This is a genomic window from Pseudomonas triticifolii (genome assembly GCF_014358015.1).
Lineage (GTDB): Bacteria > Pseudomonadota > Gammaproteobacteria > Pseudomonadales > Pseudomonadaceae > Aquipseudomonas > Aquipseudomonas triticifolii.
In genome coordinates, this window is sequence record NZ_JACONV010000003.1 from 273492 (window position 1) to 288376 (window position 14885).

At 58.3% G+C, this 14885-nt stretch carries 13 protein-coding genes and 1 tRNA gene; 10 read left to right on the plus strand and 4 right to left on the minus strand.

Going from position 1 to position 14885, the window contains the following annotated elements; translation table 11 throughout:
• Positions 1–70 precede the first annotated feature (70 nt).
• The 5 genes from H8S56_RS08605 to H8S56_RS08625 all read left to right on the plus strand — a co-directional run bounded on the left by H8S56_RS08605 (position 71) and on the right by H8S56_RS08625 (position 5746).
• Positions 71–3325, plus strand: a complete 3255-nt coding sequence (locus H8S56_RS08605; RefSeq protein WP_187518394.1) for a dermonecrotic toxin domain-containing protein — start codon at positions 71–73, stop codon at positions 3323–3325.
• Positions 3326–3359: 34 nt separating this feature from the next.
• Entirely contained in the window at positions 3360–3584 is a 225-nt protein-coding gene (locus H8S56_RS08610) for a cysteine-rich CWC family protein (RefSeq protein ID WP_024695805.1), read from the plus strand.
• Between the two features lie 42 nt (positions 3585–3626).
• On the plus strand, positions 3627–4319 hold the full coding sequence (locus H8S56_RS08615) for a pseudouridine synthase (protein WP_187518395.1): 693 nt from the start codon (positions 3627–3629) through the stop codon (positions 4317–4319).
• Positions 4320–4620: 301 nt separating this feature from the next.
• Positions 4621–5514, plus strand: coding sequence for an alpha/beta fold hydrolase (locus H8S56_RS08620; protein ID WP_187518396.1), 894 nt, complete (start codon positions 4621–4623; stop codon positions 5512–5514).
• Positions 5515–5672: 158 nt separating this feature from the next.
• Positions 5673–5746 (plus strand) — tRNA-Gly (locus H8S56_RS08625).
• A 278-nt stretch (positions 5747–6024) separates the two neighbouring features.
• Here H8S56_RS08625 and H8S56_RS08630 read toward each other — a convergent pair.
• Positions 6025–7116 (minus strand): NADH:flavin oxidoreductase/NADH oxidase, encoded by a 1092-nt coding sequence (locus tag H8S56_RS08630; protein ID WP_024688661.1) that lies wholly within the window; start codon positions 7114–7116, stop codon positions 6025–6027.
• 86 nt (positions 7117–7202) lie between these two features.
• Between H8S56_RS08630 and H8S56_RS08635 the strand changes: the two genes are divergently transcribed.
• Complete coding sequence (locus H8S56_RS08635) at positions 7203–7505, plus strand: ArsR/SmtB family transcription factor (protein ID WP_024695803.1); 303 nt, start codon at positions 7203–7205, stop codon at positions 7503–7505.
• 288 nt (positions 7506–7793) lie between these two features.
• Here the strand turns inward: H8S56_RS08635 and H8S56_RS08640 are convergent, their stop codons facing one another.
• On the minus strand, positions 7794–9281 hold the full coding sequence (locus H8S56_RS08640) for a SulP family inorganic anion transporter (protein ID WP_187518397.1): 1488 nt from the start codon (positions 9279–9281) through the stop codon (positions 7794–7796).
• A 379-nt stretch (positions 9282–9660) separates the two neighbouring features.
• Here H8S56_RS08640 and H8S56_RS08645 point away from each other — a divergent pair, with 379 nt between their 5' ends.
• Positions 9661–10242 (plus strand): hypothetical protein, encoded by a 582-nt coding sequence (locus H8S56_RS08645; RefSeq protein ID WP_187518398.1) that lies wholly within the window; start codon positions 9661–9663, stop codon positions 10240–10242.
• 102 nt (positions 10243–10344) lie between these two features.
• Here the strand turns inward: H8S56_RS08645 and H8S56_RS08650 are convergent, their stop codons facing one another.
• Both H8S56_RS08650 and H8S56_RS08655 read right to left on the minus strand, forming a co-directional pair.
• The gene (locus H8S56_RS08650) at positions 10345–10632 is read right to left on the minus strand and encodes a DUF1652 domain-containing protein (protein ID WP_032622901.1); all 288 of its coding nucleotides are present in this window, start codon (positions 10630–10632) and stop codon (positions 10345–10347) included.
• A gap of 216 nt (positions 10633–10848) precedes the next feature.
• Positions 10849–11292, minus strand: a complete 444-nt coding sequence (locus H8S56_RS08655) for a GNAT family N-acetyltransferase (protein WP_187518399.1) — start codon at positions 11290–11292, stop codon at positions 10849–10851.
• 149 nt (positions 11293–11441) lie between these two features.
• Here H8S56_RS08655 and H8S56_RS08660 point away from each other — a divergent pair, with 149 nt between their 5' ends.
• From H8S56_RS08660 to H8S56_RS08670, 3 genes are all read left to right on the plus strand, one after another.
• Entirely contained in the window at positions 11442–12434 is a 993-nt protein-coding gene (locus H8S56_RS08660) for an AraC family transcriptional regulator (protein ID WP_024688675.1), read from the plus strand.
• Between the two features lie 156 nt (positions 12435–12590).
• Entirely contained in the window at positions 12591–13619 is a 1029-nt protein-coding gene (locus H8S56_RS08665; protein ID WP_024688676.1) for a histone deacetylase family protein, read from the plus strand.
• 29 nt (positions 13620–13648) lie between these two features.
• Positions 13649–14761, plus strand: a complete 1113-nt coding sequence (locus H8S56_RS08670) for a polyamine ABC transporter substrate-binding protein (protein ID WP_187518400.1) — start codon at positions 13649–13651, stop codon at positions 14759–14761.
• Positions 14762–14885: the final 124 nt, after the last annotated feature.

Here is a 14885-nt window from a genome sequence, read left to right on the forward strand (position 1 = left end):
ATACATAGTTGTGTCTGATCGACCCGGACGGTGCGCCATAGTGCGGGATCATTCTCTTTGATCAGCTGCCATGAAAGACCCGCATAACCCACTCCCTCCAGACACCTCGCTTCATGCCTCGGCACCGCCATCGGAGCTGCCATCGGAGCCACCCGCTGCACCCGATCAGCCCCCTGCGCGGGTCGATCCTGATCAAGCCATCGAGCAACGACTCAAGGCCCTGCGCAAAAGCCCAGGGTTCGCGCTGATCGCCGACTCCACACTGCTGCTCAAAGCCTGTCAACTGGACATGGACGCCCCGCCCTCCAGGCGTCACTACGTGCGCGAGCAACTGGCCTCGTACCTGAAAAACAAGACCGGTCTGGCACTGGACCCTGACCAACTGCACATCACCTTCTCCAATGAAGCTCATCCTGAAGTCAATGACGATAGACGCGAGCATGACGAAATCCGCCTGTCGCTGACTGAGGTGGCGCTTACCAGCTTCGACCCGCCGCGTTACATGGCGCTGTACCGCAGCACGCTTAAGGATATTCCGCTCACGGACGGTCTTCCGTCGGTGGGTGCATCCGAGGTATTCAAGCTGATAGCCAACGCCCCCTGGACACGTGACTACGCTACTGCGCTGGAAACATTCTGGTCGCGGCACAGGGCAACCTATCGAGCCTTGTCCAGGCTGGGCTTCCTCGACACGCTGGCGCGCCAATATGCACGTGGCCAGATCAGCCGTTACGGCTATTTCCTGACGCTGGATGCATTGGGGCTCAACGACTTTCCATCAGATGCCTCCGTCCTTGAGCAGAGCGGACGCGGCATGCAGGCACAGGTAAGGATGCTCGCGTTCAATGGCAAACGTGTACCGGGCATCTTTCAGGTCAGCTCGAATGACACCTCGCACAGCTTCATTCATGTGCCAGGCAGCAAGGGGCCGGTGGTGGAATACACCAGCAACGAGCCGCAACAGATGACCCGCAATCTGCTGGCCGCACTGAATGACTCGGGCCTTCAAGAACACGCATTCCATCTGCTCGAACACGAAGAAAAAACCGTGCCTGCCGTCGACTCGACATGGGTCGACGGCGATGTGTTCATCGAACTTGCGCAGGCCCAGGAATACCTCGCTAATGAACTGCTTGGCGAAGAGCGCTATGACCACTTCGATTACCTGAGACCGGTGGCGCGCGGCCTTACCCTGGCGAGTGCAGTGGACCTTTGGCAATCCCGTCCGCCTGTGCTGAAGCAACTGCCCATGCCGTCGAAGCTGGCAGCACAGGTCATGGCCCGGTATCTCAAGGAACACGGGTTGGAACATGACCCCGATCACGTGTTCGTTGCCTATCGACGCGGCACTTCAACCACTGCGCTGGGAGACGCCCGGACACCACCGATCCAGGTCAGCACGCCAGATGAACGCCCCATGAGCCTGAGCCAGGCACTGGTCACTCAGTACCGCGTTCAGACCCCCGTGGGCTACCTCGACCATGGCGGGGCGACCGTGGTGTTTCTGGACACCACGGGCCAGGGCACCTGGCGTGAGGACCAGGCGCTGGAACTTGATCCGCGCGCGCTGGAGGAGCATTTGAAGACCATTGATTTTCTTCAATTGATGACCGAACGACTCAACGCGTTCTGGGTACAAAACAAGACCGATATCGAACAGGCCTTCAGGTCACTGCTCATCAGCCAGGCCCTGATCGCTCTCAAACAGGAACGCCTGTCACGCAGCGGCCTGGAACTGATCGTGACGGCGCTCTCCACTGACAGGAAAATGCCTTGGTACAGCGTGAGTTTCTACGTCCAGGGCGCCCTGCTCGATGCGCTGATGACGCAATCCACAGGACTGTTGGTCCTTGAGCAGCCCGGCCTGCCGATCGTGCTCTATCAGGCAGGCCATCCCAAGGCGTTCATGGAGTTCGCCGACGAAGACGCCCTCAACCGCTATCTCAGGGTCGCCACAGCGGATACCGAGTGGCGCGAGACGGTCTTGCGCCATGTGCCACTGCGCCATCAGGCACGCCTGAATTACCTGCTCAGGGTCTGGGGAGGCGTCAAGACCCCGATACCTGCGGCGTCTGCCCTGCGTCCCTGGACAGACCCGATCTACAACCCCGACACCCATAAGGCCGTGCAGCACGTGTGGCATCGACAAGCGGTGGAAGACTCGCCCTTCACCTTTCTGCATCAGTTACTTGAGCAACACGCGCTGATGGATGCGCAGGACCAGATCGTCACGTCCGCACAACTCTCGTTGAGCGAGTGGACGCAACGGCTCAATCATCTGCAGGTACTCCTGGCCCCCATGGCTGTGCTGCTGACACCGGCGCTGATTGCGTCACTGGCGACCGAGATCGGCATCACGTCCCTGAACATCGCGTCCGCGAACCTGCCGGGCAGCCGTTACGCCGAAAAAAATCAGGCACTGCTGGCCACTTTATCGCTCGCGCTGATGCACCTGGGCCCGCGAACACCCAGACTGCTGCGCTCAATAAACAGGCTCGTGAAGCCTGCACGCCAAGCGACACGCATGGTTTCGCAGGTGAGCAAGACGTTCAAAGGCCCGAGCACGCGGGCCAGCGCTTCGATGTCTGGACGCCCGACGCGGCTGGAAACATTCTTTCACACCGAGGCACTGCTCAAGCGCTGGACCCTTGCCGGCAACCCACATTTGGGCGGTGTACCGGTGCACGCCTGGAAGCTGGGCCGCCGGTTTCTGCTGTGGACGTCAGACAGGGGTCAGGCCCGCACGCTGGTGGTCAGCACCCATGGTCACTACCTGCCCTGGGCGTCCAGCGTGAAAATCCCCAACGGCACCGAACTGCGCACCTACGCCCCTCATGGGTACGAACTGGTCGACCCGATGCTGCACAACATCGTCAGCAAACGTACGCTGCCCTTCGCGATTTCAAACTCAGCCGGAAACACACCCGTTGCACTTGCGCCCTCACTCGCGCCGTTGGTCATGACCGACAAGCTCATGGCGGGCACGTCGCTCCTTGGCCGGTTCAAGAATTACTCGCTGGCAAAATTCCAGACACTCCATAACGAGCCCTATGGAGACATCGCCAACATCGTGCGCAACGCCAATGCCTCGCCGTTGCTCGGGCACCTTCCGCCCACGCCCATGGACGTGCTGACGGTACGCAACCGCTTCGGCATGCCGTCACCCACACTGGCTGACCTGTTCAGTACGCTATCGGCGCAGGGCATTCATTACGAAAAAATATTGCTGGTGCACTGCCGCTGCGCAGCCATCGCCGCCATGCTGCAGCGAGCGCCCGTGTATCGAGCACCGACATTCAAGCCCGCGATTGTTAAGATGCCATGACGTGATTGCCCCTTCGCCTGGTCCCGATATCGCCATGACAACCGCCAACGATGTAACCCACCTGTGCCCGGTGTGCGGCTTCAGCAACCGCTGCACCCTGGCCGACCCGCGCACCGCCAGCCAGCCGTGCTGGTGTTTTTCCGAAACCATCGACCCGGCCCGGCTTGAAGCACTGCCCGATGAGGTGCGCAACAAGGCCTGTCTGTGTCCGCGTTGCGCAGGCGTTGAACAGACGGCGCTGAGCCAACCCGCGCGCTAGATCGCGTACCATACGCCACCTCCGTTACCTTGCCCCGCCGCCATGCGCCTTGACCGTTTTCTCAGCAACCTGCCCCGTTTCAACCGCAAGGACGTACGCCTGGCGCTGGTCAGCGGCCGCGTAAAGGTCGACGGGCACGTCACGAGCGACCCGCATCATGAGGTGCGGGAGTTCAACTGCGTGGCCTTCGACGACGAGATCATTCAGGCAGGCAAACCAGCGCGCTATTTCATGCTGCACAAACCGCAAGGGTGCGTGAGTGCCACCGTTGATCCACACCACCCGACGGTATTGCAGTTGTTGAATGAACCTGACAACCATGAACTGCATATTGCAGGGCGCCTGGATTTCAACACCACCGGTCTGATGTTGATTACCAATGACGGTCACTGGTCACGGCGATTGACCCAACCACAAACAAAGTTGCCAAAGGTGTATTACGTTGAAACCGAACAGGTTATCGACGAACGGTATATAACCCGGTTTGCCGAAGGCTTTTACTTCCCGTTCGAAAACATCACCACTCAACCGGCCGTGTTAACCGTACTGGGTCCGTATTGCGCGCGGCTGAGTATCGTTGAAGGTCGCTACCATCAGATAAAGCGGATGTTCGGTCACTTCGGCAATAAAGTGCTGGTTCTGCATCGGGAAAGTATCGGCGCACTGGCGCTGGACCCCGAGCTAGAGCCCGGCAGCTACCGTACGCTGCACGCCGCGGAAATAGCGCTATTCTGAAAAAGTCACAACCGTTCGGCGGAATGCGCAACAAGCCTATGAATAGCACTTGCGGGTTCACGTATCCACTGCTTGAATCCAACCCGTCAGTCCACATGTGACTGAAGAGTCAGGACATCATTCCAAGAAACCTTTTACCGTACTGAGCCTTTGCGGCTCACGGCAAATTGCCCGCCAATAACAATACCTGTCGGACAGATCGTTCGGATCGACATGGGCCTTTAATCGGCTAATGCCTGCCTGTCACGAAACTCGTGCAACGTCGTTGTACGCATACCTGTTTACGCCAGGAGTTATACCTATGTCGCCAGAAAAAGCCGTGCTTGATATACAAGGACAGTTTCGGGTTTACACGGAGTTCTATCGCGCCGACGCCGCGCAAAAAACCATCATCATGGTAAACGGCTCACTGGCCACCACGGCGTCATTTGCACAGACCGTTCGCAACCTTCACCCGACCATGAACGTGGTTCTCTACGATCAGCCGTATGCCGGAAGATCCAAACCTCACAATCTGCATGAAAAGCCACTGAGCCGGGAAATGGAAGGCCAGATTCTGCTGGAGCTGATCGACCACTTCAACGCCGAACACGTCATGTCATTTTCATGGGGCGGCGCGGCAGCACTGGTTGCGTTGTCGCATCGTCCCAAGCGTATCGAGAGCGCTGTCATCAGCTCGTTTTCGCCGGTCATCAACGAACACATGCGTGACTACCTGAATCGGAGCCTCACCCATCTGGGCGCTCACAGTCGTTACGAAGTTGGCCACCTGATCAACGACACCATCGGCAAACACCTGCCATCGTTGTTCAAGCGCTTCAATTATCGTCACGTCAGCAGCCTGGACCTGCACGAGTACGACCAGATGCACCACCACATCAGCCAGGTGCTGGAAATCGATCCGGGCAACTACCTGACCGCTGCGAAGAACATCAACGTACCCGTCTTGTTCGTGAACGGTGCCTGGGACGAATACACTGCCGCGAAAGACGCCGTACATTTCGCACACTATGTGAAGGACTGTACCTTCAGCACCATCGACGCTGCCGGGCATTTTCTGGACATGGAACACAAGGCCGCTTGCAGGGATTCAAAGCTGGCACTGCTGAGTTTCCTGCAACCGGAACCGGCCACGGCGCAACCGTCGCGCCACGCTTTCAATCTGGTTCAGAACCATCATGCGCTCGCCCTCTGACACCAGCGCTCGACAGAGCCAGGGAACCCTCCGCCAGCGCACGGACAGCGGCACTCGGCGGACGGCTTCCATGGCGAAAGTCCGGGAAAAAAGCAGGGATTGGGGAAATTAACGCTTCAAATGCGGGACCGCATCTGGTACAAAGTCAGCCGCTTTGAGCGGGTATAGTTTAGTGGCAAAACGAAAGCTTCCCAAGCTTTAGTTGAGGGTTCGATTCCCTCTACCCGCTCCAACTTTTGATACAGAGCCTATTCGCTCACCCTCCCCTCTTTCTGCTCTCCTCTCTAAGCACCACCTGATCTAAGCACCACCTGACCTACGCCCATCGCGACCAGAAAAGACGTGGTATTCGCATGTTGAACGTCGCTCGCTGCACTGGCTTCCTCGAAGATGCTCAGCAACCTGGTCATTACGCTGACCGCTGGCGATGGGCGTAATCAAAAAACCCCGCCTGGGCGGGGTTTTGTCAGCTCAGAGCAAAGCCGATCCAGTCATTCCAGGATCAGCCTCTCAACGATACCGCTCAAGCCAATGCGCGTAAGGCGCAGGCAAGGTCCAGGACGCATTCTCCACGCCCAGTTCCTTGGCGGCAAAGTACGCCCAATGCGGATCCGCAAGGTGTGCGCGGCCAATCGACACCAGATCGAGCTGGCCCGATTTGATCGACTCTTCAGCCAATTGCGGTGTACCAAAGCCCCACGCCGAGGTCACAGGGATGCCCGCTTCGCGACGCACACGCTCAGCGACCGGCCCCATGAAAGCCGGACCCCACGGGATGTTCGTGTCAGGGATGGTGAAGCCGACGCTGACGCTCAACAGATCAAGACCACCCGCCTTGAAACGGCGCGCCAGTTCGATGGATTCGCTGAGAGTCTGCTCGTCGCGGCCGTCGTATTCGATAACGCCGAAACGGGCGGTCAATGGCAGGTGTTCTGGCCAGACCTCACGTACAGCGGCCAGGGTTTCGAGCAAGAAGCGGCTACGGTTGTCGAAGCTGCCACCGTAGGCGTCAGTGCGCTGGTTGGAGTGTTCGGAGAAGAAGCTTTGTCCCAGATAGCCATGAGCGAAGTGCAGCTCGATCCATTCAAAGCCGGCCTCCAGCGCACGACGTGCGGCGTGGACGAAGTCCTGCTTAACGCGGGCGATGTCGTCCAGGGTCATTTCACGCGGCACCTTGGGCAGGTTGGCGCCGAAAGCAATGGCGGACGGCGCAATGGTTTCCCAGCCGCGTGCGTCGGACTCGGCAATGTGGTCGTCGCCTTCCCACGGACGATTGGCGCTCGCCTTGCGGCCCGCGTGGGCAATCTGGATGCCTGGAACAGACCCGGCTGCCTTGATGGCTTTCACGACGGGAACGAATGCCTGAGCTTGCTGGTCATTCCAGATACCGGCGCAACCGGGTGTGATTCTGCCTTCAGGTGCAACAGCCGTCGCCTCGACCACCACCAGCCCCGCCCCGCCACGTGCCATGCTGGCCAGGTGAACGTGGTGCCAGTCGTTGATCAAGCCATCGTCGGCCTTGTATTGGCACATCGGTGGAATGGCGATACGGTTACGCAGGGTGATGTCTTTGAGGGTGTAGGGTTGAAACAGCGCTGACATGGAAATCTCCAGATACATCGAATTACGATTGTTCGATAGTATTCGAAATATAGCGCTAATTGAAACCCCTCGTTATCATGCCGCCCATGCGAACTCTAAAACACCCAGAACCCGACGCCTTCACTCTCGACCGTGTGCTTTATGCCTTGAGCGATCCCGTGCGGATGGAAATCGTGCGCTATCTGGCGGGCGTACCAGAGGCAACCTGCGGTGAACTGTGTGGCGATCGGCCCAAGTCCAGCGCCTCCCACCACTTCCGCGTACTGCGTGATTCAGGGCTGGTGCATACCCGTAACGTGGGCACGACGCACATGAACTCGCTGCGCAATGAAGACCTCGAAGCACGTTTTCCTGGACTGTTGGCAACCATTCTCCGGCAACTGGGATGATGCATAAAGACGTGACTCGCCTGGTTGGCCCAGACCTTGGCTTTGCCTGAGTTCACGTCGGGACGCCTGATGCCCGGAGCGATTCCTCTGCCGGATATACAGACCAAGATTCGGATTTTCAGGGCCATGATTCTGTTGGGGGATTTTGCAGAAAGGTTCTGGGAGGAGCTTCAGGATTGCTTGGGAGTTGCGCGAAGCACTATCGAACAACGCATCACTCGCTGAAAAATACGATGCATGGGGCAGGAAAACACCCTGCCCGCTGCGCACGTTAAAACGCACAAGACCTCAATGCTTCATCAACGACTCCAGGCCGTCCGGCTTGTCATGCACCCCGAACCGGTCCACCAATGTGGCCGTGGCGTTGTTCATGCCGATTACATCCACAGCGATCCCGGCTTGCCTCAGTTTCAACACCACCTTGTCCAGCGCGGCCACGGCAGTGATGTCCCAGAAATGCGCGTCTCTCAGGTCGACGGTCAGGGTATCAAGCGACTCCTTGAGGTCGAACGAGCGGGCGAACCGGTCCGCCGAACCGAAGAACACCTGACCGGTGACGTAGTAGGTACGGTGACTGTACTCAGGGTCGTGTTTCGAACTGACGTCGAGGTAATACGCGATCTTGTTGGCAAAGAACATCGCCGCCAACAGGGTTCCGGCCACCACGCCATACGCCAGGTTATGCGTGGCGACAACCACGACGACGGTCACGATCATGACCAGGTTGGTGGACAGCGGGTATTGGCGCAGGTTACGGATCGAGCTCCAGCTGAACGTGCTGATCGACACCATGATCATGACCGCAACCAGCGCTGCCATGGGAATGCGAGCCAGCCAGTCACCGAGGAAGATCATCATCGCCAGCAGCGAAACACCGGCACTCAGCGTGGATAGGCGGGTTCTGCCGCCGGACTTCACGTTGATCATCGATTGCCCGATCATGGCGCAACCGGCCATGCCGCCGATCAATCCGCTGGCGATGTTGGCGACGCCCTGGCCTTTGCACTCACGGTTCTTGTCGCTTGACGTGTCGGTCAAGTCATCGACGATGGTGGCGGTCATCATCGACTCCAGCAAACCCACCACCGCCAACGCCGCCGAGTAAGGCAGCACGATCAGCAATGTTTCCAGATTCAGCGGCACCTGCGGCCACAGGAAGATCGGCAGACTGTCGGGCAATGCGCCCATGTCGCCGACCTTGCGGACGTTGAGCCCCATGTAAATCGAGATCGCGGTGAGCACCAGAATGCACACCAGCGGCGAAGGCAGCAGCGTGCCGATAACCGGAATCCGTGGCAGCAGATAGATGATCGCAAGTCCTGCGGCAGTCAGGGCATAAACCACCCACGTGACGTTGGTGAGCTCCGGCAGTTGCGCCAGAAAGATCAGGATGGCCAGCGCATTGACGAAGCCGGTCACCACCGAGCGAGACACGAAACGCATCAGTTCACCCAGCCGCAGATAGCCCGCGATGATCTGCAAAACCCCGCAGCCCAGCGTGGCCGCCAACAGGTAGTGCAGACCATGGTCCTTGACCAGATTCACCATAAGCAGCGCCATGGCACCCGTGGCCGCAGAGACCATCGCCGGGCGGCCGCCCACGAACGCGATGACGGTACAGATACAGAAGGAGGCGTAAAGCCCGACGCGCGGGTCAACCCCGGCAATGATGGAAAAAGCGATGGCTTCGGGAATAAGGGCCATCGCGACAACGAGGCCCGCCAGTACGTCAGCCCGGACATTGGAAAGCCAGGCAGCCTTGATATTTTCAAGCATTGATTCACCCATGCAGGCACGGCACGGCATGGCGCGCAGCGTCGGGCGCTGGGCGATGCAGGTGCGTCTGTCTTCAGTGGTGTTGAGGATGTGCTGCGGCCGAATCAGGCACAGCAGAAATAGACCGCAGCCAAAGGGCGGTCAGGGTGTTGCGAGGGGGCGTAGCGCTAAGGCGGCGTAGGCAGCCAGTTGGAACGAGGCAAGGGAATTCCTTCGTCAGCTCGTGAATTGACGGCCCGCATAATAACGCTCTCGGATCACAGGGACAACGTGCAGGTCATTGCACATGACCGACGGCAGAACGGGCAATTTCCGATAGGCAAGCTGCGGGAGACTGTGCTTTTATCACGTCCCCGAATCACATCCTCAAGGACGAACAATGCGTTTTGCCGCTCTGCCGTTGATCATCGCCTGCGTCGCGGGCTGCGCCTCTACACCCGACTACTACATCTCCCCTGCTCCTGTTTCGATTCCCAAAACCGCCACTTATTGGGTGGACTCTTTCAAGCTCAAACTGGAGGGCGAAAGAGAGCTGTTCATGTCGAGGGAGCAGTTGGAAGACGGTATCAGGCTCAAACTCATCGAGCGCCTGCAACAGGCCAATCGCTATGCGTCCACCAAGGAGAGCGCCGATTATCTGCTGGATGTCGACAGCGTCTACAGGCGTCGCCTGGGCGATTCGAAAGGCGGGCTGATGTCGCACATCGTGGATGACAACAAGGTCATGGCCAGCGTGGACTTCGGCTATCAGGTTTCGGTAGAGCAGTCAGGCAGGCAAGTGCTGCACTTTGGTCAGGAAAGAACCAGACTGCAGCCTGGCGGAGCAATCGGGCACTGGCAGAATCTCAAGACAGCGGCCAGCGTACTGACCAACAAGAGCAACGCAAGCGTGGAGGACTACAACGTCAACCTGCTACCACGCTTTATCGTGGATGACATCGAGAATATTCCGTCACGCTAACGGCGTGCCTGATCCGGCAAGTGTGGATAAATCGATTATCCGCACTTGTGGGCTTTCAGCCTGACTCGCGGCCTGCAATGTTTGAAACTTGTCGTCGCCTTTTTACCAGTGTTTGGCAGCGGCCTGACGATAATCCAGCGCCGAAACGGGCACCTGATTCATCGACATCAGTAGGCGTGCTTCACCTATCAGTTCCGAAATGGCACGGCTGGATACCATGCGCTCCAGCTTGATGCCCGTCACGCAGATGGCGTGATCCGGGTTGCCGGGATTGGTCAGGGTCAATGCCAGGGTACCGCCTTGAGCGGCTTCCCATGTGCAGCGATGGGGCAATAAAGCCTGCTCGACCATGTGTTTGATTTCAAGCGTTGAAAGTCTGTATGCGTTCATGATTGCCTGCTTTGCATAAATACAATGATGTATCGACGGTATTCAGAGGATGGGTGTCCGCCAGCGTTCCACATAAATATTTATCAGAGCACCGCTTTTTTAATGCCGCGTCTATTCTTGTACAAGGCCTTAAAAGCTGTATCGATTAAGCTCAATATTCTTAACCTGAAACAGCGCTTTTTTATATTGCCTGCTCAATAAACATGTCTTTTTTAGTTACAACTTCAGGTGCATTTCAACGCTGTCGAGCCCCTTGCCGTGTCCATCTCGTTTAACACGGGTGAGGCTGAAGCCAAGCCCTTCATAAAAGCCCTGCACGCGCTGGCTGGTGTTGATGTAAGCCTGTGAAACTTCGGGAATCGTCTTCATGGCATCCAGCCGGGCAACGGTCAGATATTTGCCAAGGCCACTGCCTTGATGAGCGCAGTCCACCATGCCCCAGGTCAGTTCAGCCACCGAGGGTGGCGACAGCACGAGGTAGCCGCCGCAGGCCAAAACATGTGTGTGACGTTCGACCACGAAGTACGACCCGACGGGCTCCAGCAAAAAGCGGGCAAATTTGTCGCGTTCCAAAAGATCGAAGTAGCGCGGAACGTTGCTGTCAAAAATACGCAGACAGGCATCACGGTCCATGAGCGCATAGGGGCGAAGCGTATCCATTGGCCAACCTTGTTCTATTCCATGCTGCGCGCAAGCGTAGCCAACGAGTGCAACACTTACCGATGAATTTTGAGACAGTGCGCCTGCTGTACACCTCGGTACGGACAGTGCATCGTTTTCACGGCCCTTGCCTGAAACGGACGACGCTCATGCTGCACGCCCATCTCACCACACTCAACGCTGTTTCGCTGATCCTCGATACCTTTGCAGATGAAGGCTACGCCCGTGAAACCTTGCTGCAAGGCAGCGGAATAAGCGTAGCGGAGATGGCACGGGCAGACATCCGCATCACCACGCACCAGGAAATGCGCGTCTGCGCCAATGCGGTCAGCTTGCGCCCGGACATTGGCCTTCAACTGGGCCGACGCATGCATGTGTCATCCTATGGAATTCTGGGTTACGCCCTGCTGACCAGCGCCACGCTGGGTGACGCCCTGCGCCTGGCGCTGGCGTACCCGGCTCTGCTGGGTACGCTGTTCGAATTGCAGTTGACCGTGGATGAGGACGCAGTCTGGCTCAGCGCCAGCAACTACGGCGACGAGGTGCAACTGCACGTGTTCAATACCGAGTTGTGCCTGGCATCGCTCAAGGTCATTTGTGACGACATGCTGGGCTTTTCATTGCCGCTGCTGGGGGCCTGCTTCTCGTACCCGGCGCCTGAGTATCAGTACCGTTATGACGAGAGCTTTGCGTGCCCCGTGCAGTTCGAGCACAGACAGAACGCGTTCGCTTTTTCACGTGCCTGGCTTGAGCAGCCCCTGCCGCTGGCCGACCGCATCACCCACCGCGACATGCACGAGCGTTGCCGGCGTCAGAACACCGAATTCACAGGCCGCCAGGCCTGGCTGGCGCGTATCCGTGAAGTCATCACCCGCCAGTTACGCAACACGCCGAGCCTGAGCGCCGTTGCACAGCACATGAACTGCTCCGAGCGCACCTTGCGTCGGCATCTGCACGCCAACGGCAGCACTTATCAAACGCTGCTTGATGAACTGCGTTTCGAAAAGGCCAAGCAACTGCTGCAGGAAGACCGCCTGCCTATCCATCGCATTGCTGAAGAGCTGGGGTTCAGTGAAACCGCGAGCTTTCGTCACGCGTTCACGCGCTGGAGCGGCGTTGCGCCCAGCCACTACCGCGCCTGAACACTGCCTCGAAACGGGGCATCGCGCCTCAATAAGGGGCGATATACGGTCAATCTTAATGTCCGTATTTATCCCTTTTTGGCCGTTCTGATCGTTCACCTCTGAAGCACCTCTCGCCAAGAATGAGCACACCCGCCAGCCAAGAGGAGAACAAAAATGCTGACGATCTATTCGGATGATCACCACCTTCATCATGGACGCTGCGAGCTGATCGACGGGCAACTGATGCCCTGTTTCGAGATGCCATCGCGGGCCGACCATGTGCTTGAGCGCATTCGTACACGGGCAATAGGCCAGGTCCTGCCGCCGGAAGATTTCGGCCTTGAACCGGTGCAGCGTATTCACAGCGCCGACTACCTGACCTTCTTCCAGAATGCCTGGCAGCGCTGGAGCGAAATGGGCCGTGACGGCGATCTGCTGCCGTACACCTGGCCTGCGCGCACCCTGCGCGGCGTCATCCCTCGCAGCCTGCATGGCGAACTGGGTTACTACAGCTTTGACGCCGGCGCGCCGATCACCGCCGGAACCTGGCAAGCCGCGTACAGCGCAGCCCAGGTGGCGCTGACTGCGCAGCGCGCAATCAGCCAGGGCGCCCACAGTGCCTTCGCGCTATGTCGTCCGCCCGGACACCATGCAGCCAGCGATCTGATGGGCGGTTACTGCTACCTGAACAACGTCGCGATCGCTGCGCAGGCGTTTCTCGATCAGGGTTGCGCCAAGGTCGCGATCCTGGATGTGGACTATCACCACGGTAACGGCACGCAGTCGATCTTTTACTCACGCAGCGACGTGCTGTTCACCTCCATCCACGGGCACCCGGAGGCGGAGTTTCCGTTTTTTCTGGGCTATGCCGACGAGTCGGGCGAAGGCGCGGGTGCAGGCTATAACTTCAATTATCCCCTCGCAGCGGGCAGCGGCTGGGCGTGCTGGAGCGAGGCGCTGGAAAAGGCCTGTCAGGAAATCGACCGTTACGACCCGCAGGTGGTGTTGATTTCACTCGGTGTCGATACGTTCAAGGACGACCCCATTTCCCAGTTCAAGCTCGACAGCGACGACTACCTGCGCATGGGTGAGCGCATCGCGCGCCTTGGCAAGCCCACCCTGTTCGTCATGGAAGGCGGTTATGCCGTCGAAGAAATCGGCGTCAATGCCGTGAATGTGCTGGAAGGTTTTGAACGCGTCTGAGCTTATCCCCTCGCCCTCTGGAGACCACCATGAACCGACTCAAGCGCTTTATCCCGGCACGTGTTATCCCGCTGTTGTGCGCGTCCCTGCTGTGCGCCAGCGCACTGGCCGACGAACCACGCACCTTGCGTGTCTACAACTGGTTCGACTACATCACCCCGCAGACGCTGACCGACTTCAAGGACCAGACCAAGGTCAACCTGATCTACGACATCTTCGACACCAACGAGGCGCTGGAAGCCAAACTGCTGACCGGCAATTCGGGTTACGACGTGGTGGTACCTTCCAACGTGTTTCTGGCCAAGCAGATCGAGGCCGGGGTTTTCCAGCCGCTGGATCGCAGCAAGCTGCCCCACTACGCAAACCTTGACCCCAAGTTGATGAAGCTGCTGGAGGCCAACGACCCCGGCAACAAATACGCAGTACCCTACATGTACGGCACGATTCTGATCGGTTTCAATCCGGCCAAGGTCAAGGCCGTGCTGGGCGATGATGCCCCCGTCGACAGCTGGGATCTGATCTTCAAGGAAGAGAACATCAGCAAGCTCAAGCAGTGTGGCGTCGCCCTGCTCGACTCGCCTTCGGAAATCCTGCCATTGGCGCTTCAATACCTGGGCCTGCCGCCCAATAGCGTCAAGGCCGACGACTATAAGAAAGCCGAAGCATTGATGCTCAAGATCCGTCCCTACATCACGTACTTCCATTCTTCCAAATACATGGCCGACATCGCCAACGGTGATATCTGCGTGGCGGTCGGCTATTCCGGCAGCTTCTCCCAAGCGGCCAACCGCGCCAGGGATGCCAAAAACGGTGTGGTCGTCGACATGCGCCTGCCCAAGGAAGGCGCGCCGATCTGGTTCGACATGCTGGCGATTCCCAAAGGCGCGAAGAACACTCAGGACGCTCTGACCTTCATTGACTACCTCCTGCAACCGAAGGTCATCGCACCGATCAGCGATTTTGTCGGTTATCCCAACCCGAACATGAACGCCACCGACCGCGTTGATCCGGCGATCCGCAACAACCCCAATCTGTACCCGACCGAAGAGGCGATGAAAACCCTGTACACGCTTCAGCCACTGCCTGCTGCGGCCGAACGGGCGCGCACACGGGCCTGGACGAAAATCAAATCGGGCACTTGAAGAAGGCTGAACAGGCTCGCTTTTCCAACTGTACGGCCGAATCAGACCGTAGCTGTAAAGGAAAAGCGGGCCCGTTCTATGGCTCAATGCCGGTCCTTGAATACAGAACAACAAAGACCGGATT

Bases quoted from the DNA above. Each gene is read 5' to 3' on its own strand.
- H8S56_RS08605 (WP_187518394.1), top strand. From the start codon at position 71: ATGAAAGACCCGCATAACCCACTCCCTCCAGACACCTCGCTTCATGCC.
- H8S56_RS08645 (WP_187518398.1), top strand. From the start codon at position 9,661: ATGCGTTTTGCCGCTCTGCCGTTGATCATCGCCTGCGTCGCGGGCTGC.
- H8S56_RS08610 (WP_024695805.1), top strand. From the start codon at position 3,360: ATGACAACCGCCAACGATGTAACCCACCTGTGCCCGGTGTGCGGCTTC.
- H8S56_RS08635 (WP_024695803.1), top strand. From the start codon at position 7,203: ATGCGAACTCTAAAACACCCAGAACCCGACGCCTTCACTCTCGACCGT.
- H8S56_RS08650 (WP_032622901.1), bottom strand. From the start codon at position 10,632: ATGAACGCATACAGACTTTCAACGCTTGAAATCAAACACATGGTCGAG.
- H8S56_RS08660 (WP_024688675.1), top strand. From the start codon at position 11,442: ATGCTGCACGCCCATCTCACCACACTCAACGCTGTTTCGCTGATCCTC.
- H8S56_RS08655 (WP_187518399.1), bottom strand. From the start codon at position 11,292: ATGGATACGCTTCGCCCCTATGCGCTCATGGACCGTGATGCCTGTCTG.
- H8S56_RS08665 (WP_024688676.1), top strand. From the start codon at position 12,591: ATGCTGACGATCTATTCGGATGATCACCACCTTCATCATGGACGCTGC.
- H8S56_RS08630 (WP_024688661.1), bottom strand. From the start codon at position 7,116: ATGTCAGCGCTGTTTCAACCCTACACCCTCAAAGACATCACCCTGCGT.
- H8S56_RS08640 (WP_187518397.1), bottom strand. From the start codon at position 9,281: ATGCTTGAAAATATCAAGGCTGCCTGGCTTTCCAATGTCCGGGCTGAC.
- H8S56_RS08620 (WP_187518396.1), top strand. From the start codon at position 4,621: ATGTCGCCAGAAAAAGCCGTGCTTGATATACAAGGACAGTTTCGGGTT.
- H8S56_RS08670 (WP_187518400.1), top strand. From the start codon at position 13,649: ATGAACCGACTCAAGCGCTTTATCCCGGCACGTGTTATCCCGCTGTTG.
- H8S56_RS08615 (WP_187518395.1), top strand. From the start codon at position 3,627: ATGCGCCTTGACCGTTTTCTCAGCAACCTGCCCCGTTTCAACCGCAAG.